The sequence below is a fragment of the Spirosoma horti genome (assembly GCF_054776595.1).
The window spans coordinates 87,853-114,474 of sequence record NZ_BAAHBQ010000002.1 but is presented as its reverse complement, the minus strand read 5'-3'; the positions used below and the strand labels follow the sequence as shown (position 1 = coordinate 114,474).

At 51.9% G+C, this 26,622-nt stretch carries 18 protein-coding genes; 9 read left to right on the top strand and 9 right to left on the bottom strand.

All coding sequences use genetic code 11. The annotated features are described in order from the left end of the window. Nucleotides 1-40 precede the first annotated feature (40 nt). Complete coding sequence (locus ACYVAM_RS04545; RefSeq protein WP_461064389.1) at nucleotides 41-1,180, top strand: cystathionine gamma-synthase; 1,140 nt, start codon at nucleotides 41-43, stop codon at nucleotides 1,178-1,180. Nucleotides 1,181-1,359: 179 nt separating this feature from the next. On the opposite strand, the gene ACYVAM_RS04540 is transcribed toward ACYVAM_RS04545, so the two are convergent. Continuing rightward, entirely contained in the window at nucleotides 1,360-3,741 is a 2,382-nt protein-coding gene (locus ACYVAM_RS04540) for a TonB-dependent receptor (RefSeq protein WP_461064387.1), read from the bottom strand. Between the two features lie 252 nt (nucleotides 3,742-3,993). On the opposite strand from ACYVAM_RS04540, the gene ACYVAM_RS04535 reads away from it, so the two are divergent. The 5 genes from ACYVAM_RS04535 to serS all read left to right on the top strand — a co-directional run bounded on the left by ACYVAM_RS04535 (nucleotide 3,994) and on the right by serS (nucleotide 8,566). After that, nucleotides 3,994-4,224, top strand: a complete 231-nt coding sequence (locus tag ACYVAM_RS04535) for a DUF4926 domain-containing protein (RefSeq protein WP_461064385.1) — start codon at nucleotides 3,994-3,996, stop codon at nucleotides 4,222-4,224. 79 nt (nucleotides 4,225-4,303) lie between these two features. Next, a complete protein-coding gene (locus ACYVAM_RS04530) occupies nucleotides 4,304-4,999 on the top strand; it encodes a tetratricopeptide repeat protein (RefSeq protein WP_461064383.1) in 696 nt (231 codons plus the stop codon). 230 nt (nucleotides 5,000-5,229) lie between these two features. Further along, on the top strand, nucleotides 5,230-5,730 hold the full coding sequence (gene ribH, locus ACYVAM_RS04525; protein WP_461064381.1) for a 6,7-dimethyl-8-ribityllumazine synthase: 501 nt from the start codon (nucleotides 5,230-5,232) through the stop codon (nucleotides 5,728-5,730). Between the two features lie 98 nt (nucleotides 5,731-5,828). Next, a complete protein-coding gene (locus tag ACYVAM_RS04520) occupies nucleotides 5,829-7,154 on the top strand; it encodes an aspartate kinase (RefSeq protein WP_461064379.1) in 1,326 nt (441 codons plus the stop codon). A gap of 140 nt (nucleotides 7,155-7,294) precedes the next feature. Further along, on the top strand, nucleotides 7,295-8,566 hold the full coding sequence (gene serS / locus ACYVAM_RS04515) for a serine--tRNA ligase (RefSeq protein WP_461064377.1): 1,272 nt from the start codon (nucleotides 7,295-7,297) through the stop codon (nucleotides 8,564-8,566). Nucleotides 8,567-8,650: 84 nt separating this feature from the next. Here serS and ACYVAM_RS04510 read toward each other — a convergent pair whose 3' ends face one another. The 3 genes from ACYVAM_RS04510 to ACYVAM_RS04500 form a co-directional block, all read right to left on the bottom strand. Next, nucleotides 8,651-9,157 carry a Dps family protein gene (locus ACYVAM_RS04510; protein WP_461064376.1) on the bottom strand — a complete coding sequence of 169 codons (507 nt, stop codon included), beginning with the start codon at nucleotides 9,155-9,157 and terminating at the stop codon, nucleotides 8,651-8,653. Between the two features lie 79 nt (nucleotides 9,158-9,236). Further along, nucleotides 9,237-10,433 carry an L-2-hydroxyglutarate oxidase gene (gene lhgO / locus ACYVAM_RS04505; protein ID WP_461065670.1) on the bottom strand — a complete coding sequence of 399 codons (1,197 nt, stop codon included), beginning with the start codon at nucleotides 10,431-10,433 and terminating at the stop codon, nucleotides 9,237-9,239. A 129-nt stretch (nucleotides 10,434-10,562) separates the two neighbouring features. After that, nucleotides 10,563-11,822 carry an anthranilate phosphoribosyltransferase gene (locus ACYVAM_RS04500; protein ID WP_461064374.1) on the bottom strand — a complete coding sequence of 420 codons (1,260 nt, stop codon included), beginning with the start codon at nucleotides 11,820-11,822 and terminating at the stop codon, nucleotides 10,563-10,565. Between the two features lie 115 nt (nucleotides 11,823-11,937). On the opposite strand from ACYVAM_RS04500, the gene ACYVAM_RS04495 reads away from it, so the two are divergent. Then, nucleotides 11,938-12,087: a hypothetical protein gene (locus ACYVAM_RS04495; protein ID WP_461064372.1), complete on the top strand. Its 150-nt coding sequence runs from the start codon at nucleotides 11,938-11,940 to the stop codon at nucleotides 12,085-12,087. 75 nt (nucleotides 12,088-12,162) lie between these two features. On the opposite strand, the gene ACYVAM_RS04490 is transcribed toward ACYVAM_RS04495, so the two are convergent. Then, the gene (locus ACYVAM_RS04490) at nucleotides 12,163-14,091 is read right to left on the bottom strand and encodes a RecQ family ATP-dependent DNA helicase (RefSeq protein WP_461064370.1); all 1,929 of its coding nucleotides are present in this window, start codon (nucleotides 14,089-14,091) and stop codon (nucleotides 12,163-12,165) included. 242 nt (nucleotides 14,092-14,333) lie between these two features. Here ACYVAM_RS04490 and msrB point away from each other — a divergent pair, with 242 nt between their 5' ends. Together msrB and ACYVAM_RS04480 are read left to right on the top strand one after the other, a co-directional pair. After that, the gene (gene msrB, locus ACYVAM_RS04485; RefSeq protein ID WP_461064368.1) at nucleotides 14,334-14,741 is read left to right on the top strand and encodes a peptide-methionine (R)-S-oxide reductase MsrB; all 408 of its coding nucleotides are present in this window, start codon (nucleotides 14,334-14,336) and stop codon (nucleotides 14,739-14,741) included. Nucleotides 14,742-14,984: 243 nt separating this feature from the next. After that, nucleotides 14,985-17,624 carry a T9SS type A sorting domain-containing protein gene (locus tag ACYVAM_RS04480; RefSeq protein WP_461064366.1) on the top strand — a complete coding sequence of 880 codons (2,640 nt, stop codon included), beginning with the start codon at nucleotides 14,985-14,987 and terminating at the stop codon, nucleotides 17,622-17,624. A 12-nt stretch (nucleotides 17,625-17,636) separates the two neighbouring features. Here ACYVAM_RS04480 and ACYVAM_RS04475 read toward each other — a convergent pair whose 3' ends face one another. The 4 genes from ACYVAM_RS04475 to ACYVAM_RS04460 form a co-directional block, all read right to left on the bottom strand. Then, nucleotides 17,637-19,931, bottom strand: a complete 2,295-nt coding sequence (locus ACYVAM_RS04475) for an FAD-dependent oxidoreductase (protein ID WP_461064364.1) — start codon at nucleotides 19,929-19,931, stop codon at nucleotides 17,637-17,639. After that, complete coding sequence (locus ACYVAM_RS04470) at nucleotides 19,906-21,969, bottom strand: glycoside hydrolase family 2 protein (RefSeq protein ID WP_461064362.1); 2,064 nt, start codon at nucleotides 21,967-21,969, stop codon at nucleotides 19,906-19,908. Before ACYVAM_RS04470 ends, ACYVAM_RS04475 begins: the two co-directional genes overlap by 26 nt. Before the next feature lie 77 nt (nucleotides 21,970-22,046). After that, nucleotides 22,047-23,774: a sodium:solute symporter family protein gene (locus tag ACYVAM_RS04465; protein WP_461064360.1), complete on the bottom strand. Its 1,728-nt coding sequence runs from the start codon at nucleotides 23,772-23,774 to the stop codon at nucleotides 22,047-22,049. 216 nt (nucleotides 23,775-23,990) lie between these two features. Continuing rightward, complete coding sequence (locus tag ACYVAM_RS04460; RefSeq protein WP_461064358.1) at nucleotides 23,991-26,564, bottom strand: glycoside hydrolase family protein; 2,574 nt, start codon at nucleotides 26,562-26,564, stop codon at nucleotides 23,991-23,993. Between the last annotated feature and the right edge of the window lie 58 nt (nucleotides 26,565-26,622).

Sequence of the window (26,622 nt, the reverse complement as noted above, 5' to 3'; positions counted from 1 at the left end):
CGAGTACCACTCAACGTGATAATCTTCGTTACATTTGAGTATGAAATTCGGAACCAAAGCCATCCATGCCGGTATTGAGCCGGACCCCACAACGGGCGCCATCATGACGCCTATTTATCAAACATCGACCTACGTCCAGGAGTCGCCGGGTAAGCACAAAGGATACGAGTACGCCCGTACCCAAAACCCTACCCGTACGGTGCTGCAAAACAACCTGGCTGCCCTCGAAAACGGCAAACATGGTATTTGCTACTCGTCGGGGTTGGGCGCAACAGACGCGATCTTAAAGCTTTTTAAACCAGGTGACGAGATTATTGCCAGCAACGATCTCTACGGCGGTACCTATCGCATTATGGTGCGGGTTTATCAGGAGTTCGGGTTGACGTTCAACTTTGTCGACTTATCTGATGCGAATAAACTGGAAGCAGCCATTACGCCTGCCACCAAAATGGTCTGGATTGAAACACCCACGAATCCCTTGCTGCGTTTGGTAGACATTGCCGCCATTGCTACCATCACCAGACAGCGCGGTATTAAGTTGGTCGTCGATAATACGTTTGCGTCGCCTTATCTGCAAAATCCGCTCGACCTGGGGGCCGACATGGTGATGCATTCGGTGACCAAATACCTCGGCGGCCACTCCGACACGGTGATGGGTGCCATTGTCCTGAACGACGACGAAACAGCCCAGCGCCTGGCGTTTATTCAAAATGCCTGCGGGGCTGTACCTGGCCCACAGGATTGTTTTCTGGTGTTACGCGGCATCAAAACCCTGCATATCCGGATGCAGCGGCACTGCGAGAACGCCCAGAAAGTAGCCGAGTACCTACAACAACACCCTAAAGTAAGTCAGGTGCATTATCCCGGCTTGGAGTCGCACATCGGCCATGATCTGGCCAAACGGCAAATGCGGGGCTTTGGTGGCATGCTTTCATTCGAGCTGAAAGGTGATTCAATGCCCGAAGCCGTTCGGGTTATGGAAAGTTTTGAGGTGTTCTCGCTGGGTGAATCGCTGGGTGGCGTTGAGTCATTGTGTACGCACCCGGCCAGCATGACGCACGCCAGCATTCCGAAGGAAGAACGGATCAAGAATGGTCTCAAAGACACACTCATCCGGCTCAGCGTTGGCATTGAAGATGTTGACGATCTAATCCAGGATCTGGAGCAGGCAATTGGGTAATCTGAACCGCATCGGCGGCCCGGCAGGATTTATGTGATTTTTCCTGATGGCGCGAGGCTCCGGCCTCGTGTCTACTATTCTGCGGCCTCTGGCCGCTAAGCTAGCTGTTGTCACTTAGCGGCCAGAGGCCGCAGAATAGTAGGCACGAGGCCGGAGCCTCGCGCCATCAGAAAACCAGTCTAGAAACGAATCCTCACCCCCGCCAGAAAATTCCGGCCGGCTTGTGGATAATACCCGTTATCAGCCGTCACTTTGCCTTCCGAGATATAAGCGTAGGTGTAGCCATTGGACTCATACAATTCATTAAGCACGTTGTTAAACAACAACGTAAACGCGATTTCCTGAGCGAATCTGGGCTTTAGGGTATAAATAACCCGGATGTCATTTGTGAAATACGAGTTCAACTTACGATTTTCGTTTGAGGTGTTATCCATGTATTGCTTGCCCACATACTTCGAGAGCAACCCCAACTCCAGCCCTTTGGCGGGCGTAAACAATAGCTGAGAACCAGCAATCACATTCGGCGAAAATGAAATGTCCGTCTGCCCGTATTGTCGGCTTTCCTGCTGGCCATTATCAAAATTGTCGAGATACTCCGTAAAGTTTTTGACCCGGTTGCGGCTAAACGTCGCGTTGACATTCCAGCGAAGTTGTCGGGCCAACCGAATCCCGGCTTCCAGTTCGATACCCGCCCGGTAACTAGATGGAATATTTACCCGATTGTAGGCACCCACATCATTTAACTGCCCCGACAAGACCAACTGATTCGTATAGTTCATGAAGTACGCATTGGCCGTAAACGCCAGATTTTCATTCTGAACTTTATACCCCGCTTCGTAGTCGACCAGCTTCTCGGCCTTTGGGCGGCTTTCGGGTGTGGATTGCGTGTAATCATTTCGGTTGGGCTCACGCTGGCCCACTCCTACTGATGCATAGACGGTACTGCGGTCATTGATGGTGTATGTAAAACCGGCCTTCGGGTTAAAGAACGTTAATTTAGCATCCTGCTGAACGTTCTGCAATTGACTATTGAACCCCAAAAACGAGTAATCGATGGTGCGAATTTGGGCATCGACAAAGGCGTTGAGCTTTGGCGTGAACTGATAGAACGCTTTTGCATACAGGTTGAAATCCCGTTTGGTCGCGTCGTCCTGGTAATATCGGTCACGAATATTCGAGTTTCCGGCCACCCGCGACCAGATAATTTCACCGTAGTGTATGCCTGTATACTGATTCCAGCCACCACCAATGTTGGCGGTCAACTTGCCGAAGCTGTTGTAATCGAATGAAAAAACACCCCCATAAAAATCGTTGTCCAGCCATAGCCGCCGAATCAAATCCGTCTGACGGATGGTCGAATCACCGATGACGACGTTAGGCAGTCCATAGTTACTGAATTTGTCAGCCGTTCGAAATTCCTCGTAATAGCCTTTCCCTTTGGTATAGAAGAACGACAGGTTGGCCCGCCAGTTTTTACTAAGTTCGTGGGAGCTAATCAGCTGATAATTATCCTGCTGGTAGTTATCCGTCTGGTTATCATAGGTAAACGAGTTGTAGGTTCGATTCGTTTTCAGGAACTCCTCCGGCACGCCATTCCAGGCCTGGTATGTTTTTTCCTGACCCGAAAACACATTTAGCCGGAAGAAACTCTTTTTGGTGTAGTAGCCAGCGGAGAGATAAAACGACTTCAGATCGGAGAACGCCCGGTCGATATAGCCATCCGAATAAATCTTGGATAAGCGGGCATCCAGCACAAAGTGGTTATTCAGCAGACCCGTTCCAGCCAGCACGTTTACCTTACGCGTTCCAAATGAGCCCCCCGACAGGTTTACCTCGGCATACGGTTTTTCTTCCAGTTTGTTGGTCTGGATATTGACCGACGCCCCAAAAGCCCCTGCCCCATTGGTCGATGTACCCACGCCCCGCTGAATTTGAATCGAGCTGACCGACGACGCGAAGTCTGGCATATTGACAAAAAATGTCCCCTGTGACTCGGCATCGTTGTAAGGGATGCCATTGAGCGTCACGTTGACCCGTGTGGCATCGGACCCGCGAATACGGATTCCCGTGTAGCCCACACCTGCCCCAGCATCGGAGGTTGTGACGATGGACGGCGTGAAATTGAGTAGTTGCGGTATGTCCTGCCCTAGATTAAGTTTATTGAGATCCCGGCGCGTCACATCCGTATAGGCGATGGCCGATTTCTGATTGGCTCGGGTTGCACTCACCACGACTTCATCGACGGCTACCGCTGTTTTCGATAATTTTATTGAAAGCACATCGTTTTTAGATAGGTCAATCGGCTGTCGATGAGTCTCGTATCCTAGCATGGATACTTGCAATGAGACAGACGTGGGCTTCAGATTAGTCAGAGAAAACGCGCCATTAACATCGGTGAAGGTGCCTTTATACGTACCTTCAACTGTAACGGCGGCACCTGGTAGTGGACCACCATCCGCATCGCTGACTTTGCCAGAAAGGGTGTGTTGAGCCCAGGCGGGCAGCGTTGATAACCACAACAGGGTCACGAAAAAATAAATGTAGACCGTCGTTTTTTTCATCACGAAAAAAATTTGACGGTAGGCAAGGGGCCAAACCTACCTTTAGTTAGGTATGATTTTTGCAAACATCACAGACACGATCTGTGAATTCATTTCCCTTCGCGGCATTACCCGCGCAGGTTCAATGGGTATAATCTCAGCCCGTTAGGTTAGGGCACCCCTTAGAAGATTAGCGAGGCAAAGTTAACTTAATTTTAACAAAACAAGATTTCGCCATCGGTCGTTTTTGTTTTTGAACCAGTGTATTGACGTATGAATGAGTTTGATTTAGTTGTTTTACAGGAAGATATAGCTGACGGTCGCTTGAAATCTGGTGATGTTGGCACGATTTTAACAGTATATAACGACGGGCAAGCCTTTGAAGTTGAATTTGTCACATTGACTGGCGAAGCCATAGCCATTGAGACACTATTAGCCCATCAAATCAGGCCCGTTCGGTCGTCGGAAGTGCTGGCAGTACGTGATATGACGCTGCAGGAATAAAATGAATCGTAAACTTTTGAGGCATACCCTTTTCCGTGATTGTAAATATTCCTAATTTTGCACTCCAAATTGCAAAAGCATGAGCAAGAAGAATCCAGGCCTGGACTTTTTAGAAGACCCGGACGCATTAGAGGGAAGATTAGAAGACGTTGGTGATTATTTCCAACAGAACAAAAATATTGTTCTGGGTATTCTTGGTGGCATCGTTCTGCTGGTGGCCGGTTTTTTTGGCTATCGGTATTACGTAAGTACGCAGGACGAAACAGCCCAGGTAGAAATGTTTCCGTCGGTTTACCAACTGGAAGCAGATTCGTTGAAGAAAGCCCTGAATGGCGATGGTAAAAGCCCTGGCCTGTTAGCTGTTGCCGACAATTACGGCTCGACGCCGAGTGGTAATCTGGCCGAATTTTATGCCGGTGTTGGTTTGCTGAAAGAAGGCAAATACGATGAAGCGATTGATCACCTCAAAAGCTTTAGCTCCTCAGATCTGCTGGTTCAGGGCCGCGCCTATGCACTCATTGGCGATGCCTATATGGAAAAGAAAAGCTTTGACGAAGCGGCCGATTATTACCGTAAAGCGGCTGACTATAAATCGAACAAGTTCTTCACGCCCGGCTATCTGTTGAAGTTAGCCGTTGCCTACGAGCAGGCGAAACAGAACGATAAAGCCATTGAGGCTTACAACGAAATTATTGAAAAGTACAGTCAATCCGCTGAAGTAGGTAGTGCCAAGAAGTATAAATCCGTGCTTGAAGCAATGGTCGGCGAGTCATAAGCGTACTTGAACAAATCAATACAGCAAAGGACAAAGCCGACCCGGTTTTGTCCTTTTTTATTGTCCGAACCGCATCGGCAGCCCGGCGAGATTTTTATGATTTTTCTGACTAATCATGATTCAAATCTGCCGCTTTCACTGGAAAGACCTAAATCAATAAATCTCGCAGGATCATTTGTGTAGGTATTACAATCAAGAAAATCATTGAAATCAAATAAATCCCGGTTTAGATGGCATCAGACTTAAAAAATCTCAGCGTCTTTTCAACAGACGAATTACCCGATATAAGCGATCGGCGATTTGGTATACTAGTCTCGGAATGGAACACCGAAGTGACTGAAGCCCTCTTTGAGGGGGCCTACAAAACACTGCTTCAGCACGGGGCGAAGCCCGAAAACATTATTCGGGGTAATGTGCCGGGTAGTTACGAATTGAGTCTGGCCTCTCTATGGTTTGCCCAACGGGACGACATCGACGCCATTATTGCGCTTGGCTGCGTTATTCAGGGAGAAACCAAGCACAATGATTACATCAATCACGCGGTTGCCCAGGGGCTGACTAACGTTAGCCTGAAAACCAGCAAACCCGTTATTTTTGGCGTTCTCACCCCGAACGATCAGCAGCAGGCTCTTGATCGGGCGGGCGGCAAACACGGTAACAAAGGCGACGAAGCGGCTATAACCGCCATTAAAATGTTAGGATTGCAACAACAGGTATACAGTAAATTTTAAAGAGTGAAAGAGCGAACGAGTGAATCCGGGCCCCCGGTGCGGAGCGAAAGCCTCCCAGACACTCCTCCGCTCTTTCGCTCATTCACTCTTTCACCATTATGCACGTCTGGAAATTTGGCGGCACATCGGTCGGGAAGCCCGAGCGTATGCACTCCATCCGTACCCTGATCACCAATGACGACACCCGCAAAATCGTCGTTCTGTCGGCTTTGTCTGGCACCACCAACGCTTTACTGGCCATTGGCGAATCGCTGAAGGCCAATAATGACGCCGATGCCAATACAAAAATCGATACCCTAAAAGCGCATTACGACGAATTCCTCGGCGAACTTTATAAAACGACCGAAGGAAAATCCGCCGGACAGCAAATTATCGATAGCGAGTTTTCGTTTATCCGGTCACTGACGGGTATTAAGCCTTTCACGCTCAAACAGGAAAAAGAGCTGGTTGCCGAGGGCGAGTTGCTGAGCACCCAGATTTTTCAGGCGTATCTGGCTGAAGAAGGGGTTAGCTCGGCGCTGTTGCCGGCGCTGGAGTTCATGCGTATCGATGCCGATAACGAGCCTGAAATTCAATACACCGAAGAGAAGCTGGCCGAAATACTGCCCCTTCATAGCGATAAGCAGATTATTGTAACACAGGGGTTCATTTGCCGGAATCCGCGTGGCGAAGTCGATAACCTTAAACGGGGTGGCTCGGATTATACGGCCTCCCTGATTGGTGGAGCCATTCGGGCGGAAGAAATTCAGATCTGGACCGACATCGACGGGATGCATAACAACGACCCGCGTATTGTCAAGAATACGTTCCCTGTTCGTGAGCTTACCTTCGATGAAGCCGCTGAGCTGGCTTATTTCGGGGCAAAAATTCTGCACCCATCCACCATTACGCCCGCCCGGATGTTCGGTGTACCCGTGCGGTTGAAAAACACGATGGACCCGGTTGCTCCCGGCACACTCATTGCCGACCGTACCTCCAGCGAGGTATTTAAGGCGATTGCAGCCAAAGACGGTATCACAGCCCTATATATTCACTCGACTCGTATGCTGAACGCTTATGGGTTTTTACGCCGTATTTTCGAGATCTTCGAGAAGTATAAAACGCCGGTCGACATGCTGGCAACGTCCGAAGTATCGGTATCGGTAACGATTGACAATACCGAACGCCTTCAGGAAATTACGGACGAGTTAAACACGTTCTGCACGCTCGAAGAACCGGATCACGATCAAACAATTATCTGCATTGTTGGTAACTTCAGCGCTGATAATGAAGGAGTAGCGGTACGGGTATTCAACGCCATGAAAAGCATCCCAATCCGGATGATCTCATACGGTGGAACCGAAAGCAATTTATCCTTACTGGTTCATGGCCGTTACAAAGCCGAAGCCTTGAATGCGCTGAACGACGGACTATTCTCGGTGTAACACGTCCCCCACCATACTTTATCTGAAGTGGTCCGTGAGGACACGGACCAAGGACATAGAGAACAATGACGACATCGTTCTCTATGTGCCACGAAATCAAGAATTTATTGACGTCATCGAACGTCTGATTAACCACTAGTATGCTGCAACTCAATTTTATCCGTGAGAATAAAGACACCGTGTTGGCGGGCCTTGGGAAACGAAACTTTGCCAATGCCGAAACAGTGGTCGATGACGTACTGACGCTCGACCAGAAACGGCGCGATACCCAACGTGAGCTTGACGATGTACTGGCGCAATCCAACGCGAAAGCAAGCCAAATTGGGGCATTGATGAAAGCCGGAGACAAAGCCGCGGCTGAAGCGGCCAAAGCTGAGACGGCTGAATTAAAAGTTCGCTCGAAAGACCTTGCCGACGCCCTTCGTCAGGTGGAAGTTGATTTGCAGGCGGTTCTTGTCACGATACCCAATATTCCCCACAGCAGCGTTCCGGCCGGCCGTAGCGCCGAGGATAATGAAGTTGTGCTGGAACAGGGCGAGAAGCCTACGCTCCATGATGCCGCCCAACCGCACTGGGAGCTGATCAAGAAATACGATATTATTGATTTCGAGTTGGGCGTGAAAATCGCCGGTGCGGGCTTCCCTGTCTACAAAGGCAAAGGCGCCCGTATTCAGCGGGCGCTGATCAATTTTTTTCTCGACGAAGCCCTCAACGCGGGTTATGTTGAAATACAGCCCCCAATTCTGGTCAACGAAGATTCGGGCTTCGGTACGGGACAACTGCCGGACAAAGAAGGCCAGATGTATTTTGCTACCGAGGATAAGTTGTACCTGATTCCAACGGCGGAAGTACCCATTACGAACATTTACCGCGATGTGATTCTGCCCGAAAATCAGTTGCCGGTTAAGAACGTAGGCTATACGCCCTGTTTCCGGCGGGAAGCGGGCTCGTGGGGCGCACATGTTCGGGGATTGAATCGGTTGCACCAGTTCGACAAAGTTGAAATCGTTCGCATTGAAAAGCCGGAAAACTCGTATGCCGCTTTAGAAGAAATGAGCCTGCATGTGCAATCGTTGCTGCAAAAGCTGGAACTTCCTTACCGGGTTCTGCGGCTTTGCGGGGGCGATATGGGCTTTACATCGGCGCTTACGTACGACATGGAAGTTTGGTCGGCGGCTCAAGAGCGTTGGCTGGAGGTTAGCTCCGTCTCTAATTTCGAGACGTACCAGGCAAACCGGCTTAAGCTACGGAGCAAATTAGAAGGAAAGATGCAGTTGATGCACACACTAAACGGCTCAGCCCTAGCCTTGCCGCGTATTCTGGCCTCCATTCTGGAGAATAATCAGACGCCAGAAGGAATCAGAATTCCGAAGGGGCTGGTTCCTTACTGTGGCTTTGAAATGATTGATTAACAATTGATGTTGCCAGGATGAAAAAAACAGAATGGGCTGAATTCGTTAGCGAATTCAGCCCATTCTGTGTAAAACAAAGGCCATTTAATTCAGCTCCCTTGTCGTTTCGAATAGGAACCAGGTGCGTCGTTCGGTTTCGTCGATATATACTTCGAGCAGGCTGGCTGTTGCTACGTCTTCGGCATCATCGGCCACTTTGTGGGCGTCCCGCATCGCTTTTGCCATTTTTTTATTCTCGTTCATCAAATCAACCAGCATGTCTTTTGGGGCAACGAAATCTTCGTCATTGTCCTTTACCCGTTGTAATTGCGCAATATGCGCTACGGATCGGATCGTGTTTTCTCCCAGTTTACGAACGCGTTCAGCGAGTGGGTCAATCGTGGCAAAAATCTGGTCGGCCTGCTCATCCAGCAGCAAATGATAGTCGCGGAAATGGCGACCGGACATGTGCCAGTGGTAGTTTTTCGTCTTGATATACAGCGCAAAGGCATCGGCTACGAGACCATTAACAGCCTCGGCCACCTTCTGTATACCTTTATCTTTGAGATCAGAGGGAGTATCTAATACGTCAGTTTGATTGTCGGCTTTCATAGGGTTGATCGGTTAGAACGTGTAAAAGCTCATTCTACTAAAAAACCGTCTGTACCTGATATTGTTTGTTAAAGATGGCTTAAAATCGGGCAAGCACTTTCTCCGAAACGGTTTTACCAATCGACAAGGAAGACGTGGCCGCTGGCGATGGGGCGTTGACAACGTTGATTGCCTTATCGGTCTCCAGAATAGCGAAATCGTCCAGCAAACCACCCGTTCGATCACATGCCTGTGCCCGAACGCCCGCGCCCCCCGGCTCCAGATCAGACTCCTGCACTTCGGGAATCAGGGCCTGTAACGCTTTGGTAAAAGCCGCTTTTGAGAAGGAACGATACATTTCACCCAGACCCGTTTGCCAGTACTTGGCGGCTACTTTCTGGAATCCCGGCCATGAGAGCGTTTCATACATTTCCTTCAAATTGATGTCCGACTTCGTGTACCCTTCCCGTTGAAACGCCAGCACGGCGTTCGGTCCGGCTTCTACCCCGCCATGAATCATGCGGGTAAAGTGAACGCCCAGAAACGGAAAGTTCGGATCTGGGACCGGATATATGAGGTTTTTAACGAGGTACTGTTTCTCCGCTTTAATCTTGAAGTACTCACCCCGGAACGGCACAATCCGAACATCGACCGCTTCCCGCTGGGTTAATTGAGCAATTTTATCGGAATACAAGCCCGCGCAATTGACGACCAATTTCGCTTCATACCGATCTTTGTTGGTAACCACAATACTCAGACTCGTCCCTGGCGTTACCTGCTCAACACGTTCACTAAGCCGTATGTCGCCCCCAATGGACAAAAATTTCTGAGCGTATTTATCGGATACCTCCTTATAATCAACGATGCCGGTTTGTGGGACAAACATACCCGCCACGCCCGTTACGTGCGGCTCAATCTCGCGCATCTCAGCCAGCGTTAGTTTTTTCAATCCGCCAAGCCCGTTCAACTGGCCCCGTTCGTATAAGACGTCCAACTGCGGTAGCTCTTCCGGCTTGGTCGCTACCACAATTTTTCCGCAAAGGTCATAGGATATGCCTTCCGCCTTGCAGAAGTCGATGAGCATGTGATAGCCACGGATGCAATTCGTAGCTTTGAGGCTACCGGGTTTATAATACAGGCCCGAGTGAATGACCCCGCTATTGTGGCCCGTTTGGTGGCGAGCAACGGAAGCCTCTTTCTCAATCAAAATAACCTTTAGAGCAGGCCGTTGCTGTTTTAACTGAAGCGCGGTGGCTAATCCTACGATTCCTCCGCCAATGATTACTACGTCCGTCATACATGTATTCGACAGCATCTTGCTATCGGTGGTACCTACGTTGGGCAGCCCCGACAGCAAGATGCTGTCGAATACCTTTTCTGCCAACTAGTTGAGACGCAAAGGTACAGTTTTCACGCTAATCAGCCATTACCGAAGCTGTCCTTCAATCCAATCCAGGCCCCGGCCGTATAGTGCATGGGCAAAGCGAACCCGGTTGTCGAAGTCGGCATTAGCCGTTTGGCCATCGGTCATGAATTGCCGGACAAGACGGGCGTTATCGAGCGCCTGCGGTTGCTCATATTCAGGCTCCGATTCTGTCCGAAAGGCTGCGAAGGCAGGCGCATCACCCTCAAAGTGCTGAAAGAATAAATGTCCCTGCGCCGTTCGGACGGCGCATAAAATACCCGTCGCCCGGCTTGTGGATGGAGCCAGCGTACCCTCCAGCCCACGTTTCAGTACAATAACGGCATCGTAACCGGCCAGCATCGCCAGTTCAGCCATTTTCATCTGATAAGTAATATGAAACACCGACGTCACCAGAATCTGGGCGTGGCAGGGATTCAGCACCTTTTCGAGTGTCGCCAGAAACGGCCGTTTTATGATCACATGGCGCCGTTCGACCCAACGATTGAGCGCCGGAGAGAGTGCTTTTTGGTCGAGCACCCAGCCATAGGAGGCCAGGGGCGTGTCGAACTCGTGGTTACTCTGCAGAAACCGGCAGCCCAGATTCATGTATAAATCAAGGGCATTGAGCGTAAACTTAGGTCCACCCGAACGGCCAACCATGGAGATGGCTCCATAACCCCGTTTCTGAAAAAACTGCGCCAGTAAGGGCGTAATCAGATAACTGTGTTCGACTCCATCAAACGGCTCAGCAAGTTGCAGTAAGGGCCGATCAGCACAGCTCATGGGTCCGAAACCGGGCGAAAAGGTTCGTTCAGCCGCCCGCATCAGCCCCTGGTATTCTTCATTCGTTTCGTGCCGAACCCGCATAATGCTGGCCGCCAGACCCCGAAACGTCTCGCAGATGCCATTGCCAAAAAGGTAGTCGCCCAACTGCTCTGCTTCGGCCACTTGCAGGTTAGCACCACGCACGAGTTTCGTTGCGATATGGAGCATTCCTTCGGGTAAATCAGGGCAGATTTTATTGATCAGAAAAGTTGGGTGAGCGAAAGCTCCTTTACCTATTACGTCTTCGAGCGTTCGCTCTTCCGGCGTGGGTCCTTTGGCCAGCAACGCGCCCAGGAAAGCCCCCCGTTGTAGCGGATGGGCAGTTGGATCAGCCAGCGCTACCCGGCACTCAGCCAGCAGTTCGGGGGTGAGTGGCTTGCTGCCGTACTTCCCGATACCAATGTGTTTGATGCCCCGACCAAGCGCGGTACTTGTAGCAGGTACGTCCTGAACCATAAGACTAACGGGTTTAGCTGATAAATAGGGAGATAGGTAAAGTAAGTAAAAAAGCCCGACTTTTAACCGCTAATTCAGGCAAAATCACGGTATTAGGCTTTGGCTCAACTCATTTATGAGTATAATCTCTTCGCATAATGGCGTTATCCAATTCCATTCTACTCTGTGGTCTGTGGCCATTCGGACCACCGTCCGGATGGCGGGCCAACTCCTGTTACGAACCCGCCATTCGCTAAACTACCTGCCTGACGTAAAGTCCCGTTAAGGAAGCCATTCCTCGAAAAAACTTGGCAAATGGGCATATCCGCCAGGTGAAGACAGTGTCCAGGGGTGTGAAAGACTATTTGAGCGTCAGGTTTCCGCTTTTGTTGTATTGGATTTCCTCTTCGGCCAGCATTTGCTTTAGCGTCTGGGCCAGGGTGTCTGCATCCGTTTGGGCAAAATGATACGAGAGCTGCTTGGGCGATACACCGGGGCCATTCGCCAGGGCGACATAGTCGCGCACCTGCTCCCGAACTGCCGATGAAGCAGCCTCCGCTTTCTTTTTCTTCTTTATGCAGTTATCGCAAATTCCACAGGCCCGGTCTGTTGATAGGCTATCGGCACCCGGTTTTTCGCCAAAATAGGCTTGCAAAAGCCTGGTTCGGCACTGGGTTGGATGTTCGGTGTAGAGAATAGCCGCCTGCACTTTTCGCATCGCCAGCTCTTTCCGGCGGTTCAACTCCTGCACATTGACAGGAAGCGAGGGCGCGTCGAGTCGGGGGGTGAGGAACGTAAGCTGGGGTTTATCTTTCTGCTTTTCATAGATAACCACATTGCGCTGATGCAACTGCTCAAGCAGTTCTTCTATTTCGGGTTGATTCAATAGAAAGGCGCGCGCCAGTGTCGATTCTGAAATGGTAATGAAGTCGGTGAATAACTCGCCCCCATACAGCCGTAATAGTAATTTAAGGAACGAATCGAAACGTGGATTCAGAACCTGAAACTCGTATAGCTGGCGGTTATCCAGCACAATGGCCAGCCGGGAAGGATGGTAATAATTCTCATTGAGTTGAATAAATCCCTCCAACTGAAGCTGCTTGAGCGCGTAATGGGTTTCCTGAGGGGGCAGGTTAAACGTATTGGTAAACGAACTCAGGTCAAAATCGTAGCTGGTGAACTCACCACCGCCAATGGGCACAGCGGTATAATTGGCAATGGCCTGATACACCCGACGGAGCATCTCAACAGGCTGGTAAAGCTGTTCCGTTCGGAACCGCAAATTCTCCAGATCATTATGGGTATAGAGCATGACGGCATACGCCTTTTGGCCGTCACGGCCAGCACGGCCCGCTTCCTGATAATACGCTTCGAGGGAGTCGGGTACGTCCAGATGCACCACCACCCGAACGTCGGGTTTGTCGATGCCCATGCCAAACGCATTCGTGGCCACCATCACCCGCGTTCTGTCCTGTATCCAGGCGTCCTGTTTTTCAGCGCGTTGCAGGGTTGTTAGCCCGGCATGATAAAAGTCGGCCGAAATACCCTGGCGTACAAGCCACTGCGCTACATGTTGGGTCTGCTTCCGGCTTCGAACGTAGACAATGGCACAGCCCGGCACATTCTGGAGAACACGAAGCAACCGGGCATCTTTATTTTCTTCGAGCACCGCCGAATAAGACAAGTTTGCCCGCGCAAAGGATTGCCGGAAAATCTGTGGCGCCCGAAGGGCCAGCTTTTCCACAATATCCGCCTGAACATCGGGCGTAGCGGAAGCCGTCAGGGCAATAATCGGCGTATCGGGAATGAGGTCGCGGAACTCAGCGATTTGCAGATAGGGCGGCCGGAAATCGTACCCCCAGGCCGAGATACAGTGGGCTTCATCAACGGCCAGCAGGCATACCGTCATCTGCTTAACCCGTTCAATAACGATTTCCGTGCGGAGTCGTTCGGGCGAAACGTACAAAAACTTGGTATTTCCGTAAATGCAGTTGTCGAGGGTCGTATCGATCTCGCGGTAGTGCATCCCCGAATAAATGGCTGCGGCCGGAATGCCTCGCCTGCGCAATTGCTCCACCTGGTCTTTCATCAGAGCAATCAGGGGCGTAACGACAATACAAACGCCCTTCATGGCCAGCGCTGGCACCTGAAAACAAATGGATTTCCCGCCCCCGGTTGGCATCAGGACGAGTGAATCCTGCCGGGCCAATACTGTATCGACCACATCTTCCTGCATGGGCCGGAAGGTGGAGTAACCCCAAAATTGTTGTAAAATCTGCCGGGTGGTCAATGTTCTTTCGGGTTACGGTTTACGATTTGTGGCGGTCCGTTGCTATACTGGCTGATGCACACCTCGCTCATAAACCGAATTGGGTGCAAATTTACAGCCTTAAAAAGACAAATTTGTAGACCGACGTGTTTACGTTTATACAGTTCACTCAGGAATTGAGTAAGCCAACGTGGTTACCTGTCAAAACAAAGTAACACCGGTTGGTTCCCACAAACGACAAACGCTAAAACGACAAATGGCTTATGATTCAAAAAGTAATAAAAACGGACGAAGAATGGCGGCAGCAACTGACGCCGGAACAATACCGGGTGGCGCGGGGCAAAGGTACTGAGCGCGCCTTTTCGGGTGAGTACTGCGAAGCGCACGACCCCGGCCTTTACGCTTGTGTATGCTGTGGCACGGAGCTATTTGAATCAAAAACCAAGTTCGAGTCAGGAACGGGCTGGCCAAGTTTCACAGAACCCATTGAACAGGAGCGGATTCGACTGGAAAAAGACAACAGCTACGGCATGTCCCGGGTGGAAGTGCTGTGCAATATTTGTGATGCGCACCTTGGGCACGTCTTCAATGACGGTCCCCCTCCCGGCGGCCTCCGCTATTGTCTGAACTCCGTATCGCTGGTACTGAAGCGAACAGGCGATACGGTATAAGGTCGGCGTTGGAGTCAATTTATTTCATATAGTCAGGATTTATGATACACCGGGTTGAAACCCGGCGCAATGCATGACTTAGATCATCTGCGCCGGGTTTCAACCCGGTGTATCATAAATCCTGGCAGTATAGGGTCGTTTATTTTTAAACGGCCCTTTTGTATTATTGTCAGTTGCCGATTAGTAGTGACCTTTGCAAAATTAGTAACACGACAACTATTGGCCGAAACGCTATACGTTTATATGAATTATGGGTATGTGTTCCGACTGATTATCATCATCGGGCTATTAGGCGCGACGAGGGTATCAGCCCAGAAAAGCAATGGATTAGTTTCAGCTGAAGGGCTGGCAAAGCCCGTTAGCCTGTCGCTGGCAGGCACTAAATGTACCTACTATTCAACGGGTCTCGACGCGATGTCACGCATACCGGCGCCGAGTAGTTTCCTGAATCGAATTAGCCCTAATGGCCGCCCGATGGCCCCTACGGCACAGTTTATTGTTACGTACAACAACTTTACGGCGGATGCTAAACGGGCTTTTCAGTATGCCGTCGATATCTGGTCGACGCTGATCGTGTCGCCGGTACCCATTCGAATACAAGCCAACTGGGTGTCGCAGGAACCAAATGTACTTGGGTCAGCCGGACCTGCTTCGTACCGATATAGTTTCGATGGGGGGCAAAAAGCCAGAGCCTTCTATCCCATCGCTTTGGCCGAAAAAATTGCCCGTCGCGAATTAAACAGCCCTACGGAGGCCGACATCGTAGCCGATTTTAACCGAAACAACGATTGGTATTATGGTACGGATGGGAAAACGCCAAGCGGTCAGGCCGATCTGGTTACGGCGGTTCTGCATGAGTTGGCGCATGGCCTGGGCTTCATTGGCTTCTTTAACGTCGAAAGCGGTAAGGGCGATCAGGGTAATGGGCAATACCTGGCCGATTTACCGTCTATTTACGATCACTTCATCGAAAATGGCCAACGGAAGCGGTTGGTGACCTCCCAAACCGATTACCCGAATAACTCGATTCTCCTGAACCGGCAGCTCACGGGCAACGACCTGTTTCTGAATGGCACAATTCTGAAGCAAACAAGCTTGCAGAAACTGCGACTACAGGCCAAAGCGATCTTCGACCGGGCGTCGAGTATCTACCATCTGGATGATGAGACGTATCCAAAAGGGGATATCAACTCGTTGATGAGCGCCTTTCTGGGCCGGGCTGAGTCGATTCACTCGCCGGGCTATATGGTGCTTGCGCTCTTTGCCGATATGGAGTGGAAAACGACGTCCGTTCTTCATGAGCCAGTGTTGAATTCGGAAGATGTGAAGGACTTTGTTTTCAGTGTTCGGGTTGTCAGCGATACCAATCTGGTGGCTAACTCGGTTCGGCTGTTTTACCGAAAAACGGCTCCCACGGTCAGCGATTCGGCCGCAACGGCGGCATCGCCCGTACGAATCGGTACGACGGATACGTATCAGTATACGCTTCCGGCCGCGCAAGCCCAGGGCGACATCTGGTATTATTTTCAGGCGCAGGATGCCAGCGGCCGTCTGTTTTCAAACCCTGGCAAACTCTCAAACGGTGCACAAACCTGGCATCATGTCCGGATTGGGCCCGACAACACACCGCCAATCATTCAGTATAGTCCAGCGAAGAGCACTATTTTTTCTACCGCTGTGGCGGACAGTTTGCCCATCTACGCCCGTATTGCCGATGACCGGAGTACGATCAGCGCGGCTTATGTCGAGTATCAGATCAATGGCGTTGCGCAGCCTACTCTTCCATTGCGCTATAGCCGCCAGACCATTGCGAACATTACGTATGATAGCCTCTATATAAACCGGATCAATTTTCCGGCCAACTCGCTGAAGTCGGGCGACAAGATTACCTATCGTATTATCGCCCGGGACTCGGCAAGAACGAAAAACCAGGCCATTAACCCCGCAACGGGGTTTTATGAACTCCGGGTGGTGTCTCCGCTGGCGGTTCGTGATCAATACATCAATCCGTTTACCGATGCCACAACGGCCAGCGACTTTGTGGGCAATGGCTTCAGTTTGTCGACTCCGGCCGGGTTTGGGAATCCGGCCCTTCATTCAGAACACCCGTACCGAAACGGCTCCGATTTCAAAAGCCAGAGTAGTTACGACTATGTACTGCTGTCACCCATCCGGATTAAAGCAAATCCGGATAGCGCCGTAATTCGGTTCGATGAAGTGGTGCTGGTCGAGCCAGGGAGCGTAGGAAGTCGTCTTGGGGATAAAAATTTCTTTGATTATGTCGTTGTAGAAGGTTCCAGCGATAATGGGTCAACCTGGCGGCCCTTGCTGGATGCGTATAGCTCGGCCGACAACCCCGATTGGCTAAAGGCGTATACCATTGGTGTAGTACTGAGTCCGGCAGGGGAACAAAACTCGACAACGGTAGGCGTGCCGGCTTTGTACCGCCACCGCGATATACCCCTTCTGAACCAGAAAAGCCTGTTTCGGGCGGGCGACCAGATTCTGGTTCGCTTCCGGTTGCTGGCCGATCAACTGTCGCACGGCTGGGGCTGGGCAATCGATAACCTGCGCATTCAGGCACCACCCGCGCCACTCGTCCTGGCAAATGAGCCAACGACGAATGGTACACTTCAGATTTACCCGAACCCGGTGACCAATGGGATTGTCCAGTTAAAGGCAGACCTGACAACCTCCGTTACCAGCGTTCAACTGAGTATTGCCGGGCCGGGTGGCCAGTTGCTGCGCCAGCAAACAGTGCCCGTTAAAAACAAGGCCATAAACCAGCAACTCGACCTCAGCCAACTGCCGTCGGGCCTGTATTTCCTCCACCTGGCCGTTGGCGACTCCATCCTGACAAGAAAAATCGTCCTCTCGAAGTAAAGCTAAAGCGTACTACTCGTAACATCTGATTTCCATAAGGGAAGCCGGAACCGAATTACCCTCCCCAAAGCCGCTATTTTTCTTTAGATGAATGGTCAGGTTGTTCGTTTCTATAGGTTGCTCAAACCGAATGGTGCGGTTACTCTGGTGGTTATTGGTCTGGTGAAAAATGCGTTCCTGACGGTCATTACATAACTCGAATTCGTCTACGCAAAATGGCGAAACGGTTTCCGGGTGGATCATGATAACGGTTTCGAGTGGATGGTCGAAGTCGGTATCGAAACGGAGTTCAACCCGGCTAATTCGTTGCCTTGTCGGCCAGGAAAGGGTAAGCGTTGGATTCGGATCATCGGCGGCTGCCACCCAGGCATTAGGCTGGCTGGTTGGCCGCTGAAGCCCATTTCGACTGTTTTCGGCTCCGAATAGCGGAATGCCTCCGCTAATGGTCAGCGCAATGTTTTGCCCCGCTGGCCGACGTTCGGGACACCAGAACTCAAATGTATCGACGCCAATATCGTCTGTTGGCTCCTGTTTCCCATAATTTGAAACGGCCGGGTTGATTTTATTAAACACCGACAAAACGCCCGTCACGCGCAACTGGCTGTATTGCAACTGCACGTGTTCGTTTTTCATAAACATGACAAACACGTATCCCGGCTCATCCATCCGGCTGGTAAAGGGCAGCTCTATGGTCTGTTTGCCCTTCGATAGCGGAATGGTTAATGTCTCCAGCGTTACATCGGGCGTATGATTCAACGACTTGCTACTGCGCCGTAAATCGACGGTCAACGTTGTGGCCTGATCGGCGGTGACGAAGGCGGTCATTGGAGGAACGATACCCGCCGGAAGGGGAAGCATCTGAGCCGCCGAATAGGTCAGCGGTTGTAAGGGCCCATCCGGAGGAAGCTGGTTCAATATGAATTCGCTGGATGCCGACAGGTTGGCGCTATGAGTCAGGTCATCCTGGTCGCGGAGCGAAAGGCCGGGAATATGCTGACCCGTTTTGAGCAGTTGCTGCTGTAGCTGCTGAATTTGTACGGGTTCGGTCAGGTTGCGGGGCATCAATCCAGTTTGAGTGCATAGGGCGGCCGCCATACCCACGGCCTGCCCAACGTGAGCGCCCGTCGCCATCACCCGCGAGGAGCCAAACGCGACATGGGAGGCACTAATGATGCGGCCAGCGAGAAATAGATTCGTGATGTTTCGGCTGTAGAGGCAGCGATACGGAATCTGATACATGCCCTTGCTGTGCCACTGGTTGCAACCCGGTTTCTCCGAAAAAATACCGTCGGCGGGGTGCAGATCGATCGACCAGCCGCCAAAGGCAACAGCATCGGGATGCGTTCGCTGCTCGACTACGTCCTGCTGGGTGAGCATATAATCGCCTTCGAACCGACGACTTTCGCGTTTGCCGGGAATTTGCCCGACCCATTCCAGCGTCATCGTTTCGGCTTCGGGAAACTGACCGGAGTTTTTGATGTAATTCCAGACGCCGTACACCACTTTCCAGAGTTCCCATTTGATGGCTTCGGTATCGTGAACCGTGTCGAGCCGACCGCCGTATTCGATCCACCACAACTGACAGCCATATTCCTGTGCGTTGAAGCGTTTGTAGCGCGGAATTTTGGTGATGTCGTCCAGCGCATAAGCAGGCGGCACGAAGCGAACCGGTCGGCCTGTGTCTTTGGTGTAGAAGTAGAGCGAATGCCCCAGCAATTCACCGTATTCAGCGGTTGGTGCAAACTTCTCGCCGAATTCTTCCCGGCTTTCGGCCCCCATTCGGAAGGCGGCACCGGCCTGAAAACCAACGATTCCGTCGCCCGAGGCATCGCAAAAAAGTGGCGCTACCAGCTCGTACCGGGTACTATTCTGGCTGCAATAGGCTTTCAATCCGCTAATCGTATCGGCATCGGATTTTTCAACTTCATAGACCGCCGTATTGAGTAAGAGCTTGATATTAGGTTCCAGGACCACTTTTTCAAGCAAAATGGTGTCAAAAATCAGAGGATTACCTTCCCGATTTCGGTAGAGGTTTTCGAGCAGCAACTCATCGATAACGCCCCCTTCCCGCGCCCAGCGGTTATTATTGCCCATGTGCGAGGTGGCCCCCAGCACCCATAGCCGCACTTCGGACGACGAGTTTCCGCCCAGCACCGGGCGATCTTGTATCAGCAATACCTGCGTGCCCGCCCGAGCCGCTGTAATGGCGCAGCAAACGCCCGACAGTCCGCCACCCACCACAATCAGGTCGGCCTCGTGTCGAACGGTTTTTAGTGTTCGTTTATCGGTTGCTTGTTCGCGTATCATTCGTTGAGTCAATGGTTTGGGTAAGAATTGAAAAGCCGGTTGGTTTGATAACCTCTACAGTGAGCGATTTGTCGAAACCACGCACGGGAAAGGTAATGTTGGCGCTTTGGCCCGGTTGCAGATCAGGAATGAGCCGCGTTGTGCTACCTGTTTTTAATTGATACTTTTTGATGGCATAGGCCGGGAAATCGTTCCGGGCCGTCACCCGTAGAGTTACCGTATAGACTCCTCCAGTACCTGGCAACCAACTTACTTTTTCGATGGTGACGGGTGCCATACCCGTTTGGTGGGCTTTGTACAGAGGGCGTTTCGATCGATCTCCCCGAACCAGCCCCCACGGGCGAGTACCGTCCGGATTGGTGCCGTCGTGCCGACTTAAATAGTCATTGAACGACCACCAGGACGCGCCCACCACGTAGGGCAACTGCCGAATATCCGTCAGAAACTTTTCGATATGCGTAACCTGACCCGCTTCGCTATCCTTGCCATCGGCCCGCGTACCGTATTCGCTGATAAAGATTGGTTTATCCGGATAGAGCGCATGGATATGTTTCAGCACATTCGTGTGATTGCCGTAGGTGTTGGTGGAAACGAAATCGCAGTACTGACTCGCTTCATCTTCCGGTTTCTTTGGCAATATATTCAGCCGCATGGATGCGAACGTATAGAGCCGGGTCGGGTCGAGTTCGCGGGCGTAGGCAATCATGTCTTTCGTCCACCGCTGACCCGCCGGTTGTTCAGAGAGATACTCATTACCAACGCTATAGGCAATCACAGCCGGGTGATTCCAGTCGCGTTCGGCCATCTCGCGAAACTGCTGCCGGAACTTGGTACGCATAGTATCATTGTCCATTTGGCGGGGTGTGAGCTGCCAGTTGCCCGCTTCGCTGATGATGAGCATGCCGTTGCGATCGGCCCAATCGTAGACAGTTTCGGATGGTGTGTAGTGCGTAAGACGCTGGAGTTCCATGCCCGCTTCTTTCATCAGCCGCATGTCTTTTTCAACCAGCCAATCGGGTTCGAGCGAACCTAAGCCGGTATAATCGACTACACGGTTACCCCCCGCAACTTTGATCGGTTGCCCATTCAGCAGCAGTTGCGCATTTCGAACCTCTACTTTCCGAATACCAAAATGAGACCGAACCGTGTCAGTGGCAGCAATCACCTGCAGGTCGTATAAGGCTGGCTGATCGACGCTCCACAGCTTAACATCAGCAGCTTTCAGCACCGTTTCGGCCTCCAGCACCGTCGTTTGGTCAGCAGCAACGGTACCCGACGACTGTTTCCAGGTTAGATTTATGGGTTTGCCATTTTGCTCTACCCGAAACGAGAGTTTGGGCGCACTGGCCTGCTTACCCGCATTCCGGACGCGGGTTTTAATTTTCAGTATGGATGTGCCCTTCACCAAATCCGGCATGGTTTCCGTCTTGATGTTTTCGACATATACCTCTGGCTCGACGGTCAGGTAGACGGGCCGGATCAGGCCGCCGTAGTTTATCCAGCCCGGAAACGATTCGGGCAGGTTATTGTCTTTTGCGCCTGGTATGGTCGTCGTTTTCCAGGTGTTGTTATTCACCGAGATCGCGATAGTATTCACGGCCCCATTGGCCAGATCAGTTTTCAAGTAGTTGGTAATATCGAAGTGAAACGGCGTGTAGCCACCTTCGTGGGTACCAACTTTCTGGTTGTTTATCCAGACCGATGTTTCATAATAAGCCGCATCGAAATGGAGAATGACCCGTTTCCCGGGCGTTACCTGAAAAGGGAACGTCCGGCGATACCAGGCTGTACCGGTATAAAACTGGTAGCGGGGATCGACGGAGAAGCAATGCGGCACTGTCACTTTATCCCAGCGATTCAGGGAGGCATCTTCCTGATACCATTTACCGCGCTCACCCGCGTCTATGGGGTCGAGGGCAAAACGCCACTCCCCATGCAGCGGAAGCGCATTAGGGTCCCGGATGGTGTATTGGGCAAAACCAGAAAGCGTCAGACCTGTGTAAACGAATAGACTTAATAACCAGCGTACTTGTATCATTGAAATTTCTTTAAGGCTTGTTTTACTGTAAATCATACCTTTTTGGCAATCCTGAATACCTTGTAATGTCGGGTGGACTATAGATTCGTATTGATGAGTTTCTCAATTTGCTCCGGGCCTGATGACAATTGCACCCGCTGAGCGGCCCGCCATGGAATCAGCGCAAGCACCAGAACCACCCCCGAAATCGTCGCCGTTATGCCCGCGCCTTCCGTCGTCAGGAAGCTCAGGCCACACAGCATCAGCGCCGTGAACACCAGGGAGCCCGCAATGACACGCAGGCCAAACCGGTTCTGCTTTCGTACGGCCAGCGCTTCCTCGGGCGATTCGGCCTGGGCATCATCCCGTTTTTGCTGACGGGCAATCAGGTATTGGTAATATTCTTGAGCGATGCTTTCCTTCGACCGTGCCCATAGCTCGTAGCCGAGCAACATCAGGAACGGAAAGCCAACACCAATCATCGTTTCTTCGGCGCGCGTCAGCTTAAAATTGAGCAACAGAGGAGCCAGAATTTTGAAGAATAGATTCGCGCTTAAGCTGATGCCGGTGATCCAGAGCGTAGCCCGGCTGGTCAGGCGTTTGGAGAACAGTGCCCAAAGCGGGGGAGCCAGCAGCGGCCCGCCCGAAATAGACGAAATGCTCAGAACAACTTCCACGATGCCGCCCGCTGCCGGAACCATCAGGGCAATGGCGATCATTCCCAACCCAAATAGCCAGGACGAACCCCGCGCCACCCGAATCAACTGCTTATCCGAGGCAGTCGGATTGATTAATCCTTTGTAGATATCGTTGGTAAAAACGGCCGAAACGACGTTTAAGGCGGTATTGGCACTCGCCGACGTGGAGAAATACATGCCCGTCAGCATGAGTCCCAGCAAACCTGGTGGCAAAACGAGTTTGCAGATCATCAAATACGCATTCTCGGTATCCAGGCCGGTCAACGAGGGGTTGATGACTTTGTAAATCATGGGCGGCAGCATCCAGATAACCGGGCTGATCAGGTAGAGCCCCGCAAACAGAAACGCCACCTTTTTCGCCGACTTCGGACTGTCGACGCTGGTGTACCGCTGCACGAACGTCCAGTTACCACCAATGTAGCAGATATGATAGATCACGAAAGCGGCTACAAATCCAAAGGTGTATTCGCCGTTGAGCAGGTTGAAGAAATCGTCCGGTACGGCGTTCACGAATCCATCGAAACCGCCCACCCGATCCAGCGATAAGGGCAGCAGGATAAACACGGCAGCCGACAGCACGACGAACTGCAAAATATCAGTAACCATCACCGCCCAAAGCCCTCCGACGGCTGTATAGGCGATCATGAAAAAGCCCAGGCCGATGGTACAGGGCACCAGTGGCAGATTAAGCGAAACGCTGACCAGTTTTGCCACCGGGTACAGCACCGACCCTTTGATGAACAGCGATACCAGCGTGAAAATGAAAATATACACTTTCTGCACAGTGGCGCCCAGCCGTTCCCGAATGAACTCGGCGGCTGTCATGGCACCCGTTTGTTTCCAGCGGGGCGCCAGATACAGGCCCGTCACGAGCGCACCGATGCACATGGTCCACTGAATGGTGATGGCCACCCAGCCGTGTTTGTAGGCAATGGACCCCCAGGCTACGAACGTTCCTGCCGAGAAGAAGCTCATAAAAAGCGACAGCCCGCCAATGAACCAGGGCACCGCTTCGCCCCCCGCAAAGAAGGACTTGAGGTTGCGCCCCGTCCGGGCAAACAGCATCCCGATGGCAAGCACAAAAGCCGAAAAAATGACGATAACGGCGGTATCTATGGTTGTATTCATATGTTTTAAGAAATCTACCCCACCCCAACCCCTCTCCTAAAAAAGGGGAGGGGCTAAAAGCGAGTGGCGTTAGCCCGTTTTGTCGAACTGTAACCTCACTAAGCTAAAATTCTATTTCAGCCTGTCCAAGAGATGGGTTATTTGCGAGAGTCACCGCTCCCCTTTTTTCAAGGGGAGCGGCCGGGGACGGTCGGCCGCTCCCGTGGGGTTAATTTTTTACCGTAATTCCACCTCTAGCACGCTCTGCCCGAATCCCGGCAGATCCAGCGCAATATCATTCCCCGAAATGGCCTGATTGGTAGGTATCCAGCGAGCACTAGCAATAGCTTTCTGTAGAACGACCGGGTTTAGTTTCACTGTTGTTTGAGTGGCTTGTGCCCGATTATTCTGCAACACGATGTATACTTTCTTCTGGTCGGCAGAGCGAGCCAGGATGTAGTCGATGACGGGGCTGCCAGGCTGAACCAGCCCTTCCTGAATAAGCAGGCTGGCGGGTTGCCCGTACACCATCCCGGCACTGAAACCATACGTCTGATGCGGACCAACCTTAGGCGTCACGAAACCGCGCGGGAACGTCACCTTGCCGTTGGAGCGCAGTTCGGCTTCGGCCATCAGGTAGTCGGTGAGCCAGCCGATCTGCCACCAGGCGTGGTGCGGATACGGCCCCGATCCTTTGTTCATCCGATCCCAGTAATAGGACGCCACACTCGTTTTGGGTTCAACAAACGCATCGCGGCCGATAGCTCCCGCCCGAGCCATGTCCGCAAAAATCGGTTCTTTCGTCAGTTGGTACATCCTAATGAACAGACCCGCGTGGCTGCACAACTGAATGGGCCCCAGCCGCGTAGCCGATCCGAAAATGCCGCCATGCTCGAAGCTCAAGCCCGTCTGGCTGATCTCCCAGTCTTCGCGCGGTAGTCCGAATACCGTTTTCGGTTTATGGCTGGCAATGGGGTGGGTATAAATAGACGTTGTGTAAATCTTGGCCGCTGTAATAGCCGATTGCTGGTAGCGGGCATCCTTCGTCAAATCATATAAATCCAGCAGCGCCTGCGCCGACTGGCCCGTGGCGAAATCGGGTGCATAGCGAGCATCGCCACAGACGCCCAGAAAACTACCCGTCTCGACCGCATTTTTGATAAACCAGTCGGCACCTTTGCGGGCGGCAGCGAGGTATTTTGGATCTTTCAGGATGCGGTAGGCGACAATCAGACCGTAGAACGTAGGGCGCACATCCTGAATATCGGTAAAAATCTCCTTTTCCGTGTTCCGGTCGTAGGCTACCGCCCATCGGCCATCAGGTTTCTGCCAGGTCAGCAGACGGTCGGCTCCCAGCCGAAGCCGCTCTTTGAGTTCGGTATTGGTGGGGTCGAAGAGGAGCATGTTGCCAATGTCGAGCATGGTATAATACGTCAGGCCAATCGGCTCAACGACGGAGCCCCATTCCTCCACGAACTTCTTGGATTTTGCCAGATAATACTGCCCTTCGGGCGCGCCTTTGAAGAAACTGTTGCCGGTTTCCTGCTGGGCCAGTTTGAAGTTTTCGGCGTAGGGAAGCACATTTTCGGTCAGGAGCGGGTCGTGAGTGGCGTTGGCGAGCATCCACATGGCGCCGTAATCCGAATTTTTCATTGCGTCTTTATTCGACCCCACCACGCCCCCGAGGTACGACTGCGCGCCAAGTTTTTTTCCTTCAAACTCTTCAATGTTCCAGAGCGACGTTTTGGGGTCGGTGAGGTAGTGGTGCATTTTCTCAATGCGATCCGTCAGCGATTGGGTGGACTGCCGCAACGCCAGCGCTTCCTTAAATTGATACACACCATATACTGCATGATTGAGGGCCTTGAACCAGTCGCCGTCGGTCAGGCTATAGCGAAAGGTGTAGCTGATGGTCTGGCCGGGTTGCAGGCTGGACTTCGGCTCGCCCAAAACGGGGTAGTATAGCGTTGGCGACAACTGCGCCTTGCGGTTCATGTGCGACAGGCCAATCTCCCAGTCGATCTGTGTGCTTTTATCCACTGCCCAGGGATCGCGCGACAGCCCCGGTTCTGGAATGACCGAAAGCGTCAGGCCGTTTTTCGTCGTCACCATGGGACAAAGCGTACTGGCACACCGTTCCCGGTACACCGCCGGAATCGTCGGGATGCCATGCCCATAGGCGTAGGCCAATGCAAAGTTGGGCTGGAGTCTATTGCCTTGAAAATAGCCCGGTATGGTGGCCCAGGCCAGATTCGGCTCCGCAACACGCGCCAGCGTTGGGCTGGCCAGCGAGAAATAGCCCGGCTTTTTGGCTTTGATAGTCTGCTTCACGACAATGTCTGACGGGAATTTCGGGTCGAACGACCAGACCGTGCTGACCGTGGCCACATCCGTTTCCTGCTGAAACGACAGGCTGTTCGCGCTCGTCTGCTTTGCTTCTTTCGGGAAGAAATACGTAGCTGTCCCGGCCTTGTTCAGCGAAACAGGATTAGTGCTTTCGGCCCACTGTTTCCGCTGGTAGTGGTATTTTTCGCTGGGAAACACCTCGCCTGTAATGTCCTTAAACGTCGTGTCAGGCTTGTCGGAGGGTTTCTCGGCCGCGTATAGCAGGGTGTTCTCACCAGAGGGCGTTGCCATGTTTACCCAGCCTGCGCCTTTCCGAACGGCTACCTGCCCGATGGCCCAGCCATTCGGCGTATTTTTCCAGCTGACTTTCACGCGCTCATTCGCCAGGGTAATTGGCGGGTTCGACTGTGCCCGAACTGTGAGCCAGACGATGCTAAAAAGAGCTATTTTCCAGATTGAATGCATTGAGTGATGATTTTGTACCCACGGGTTTTAACCCGTGTTTTATTTGAAAATCAATTAA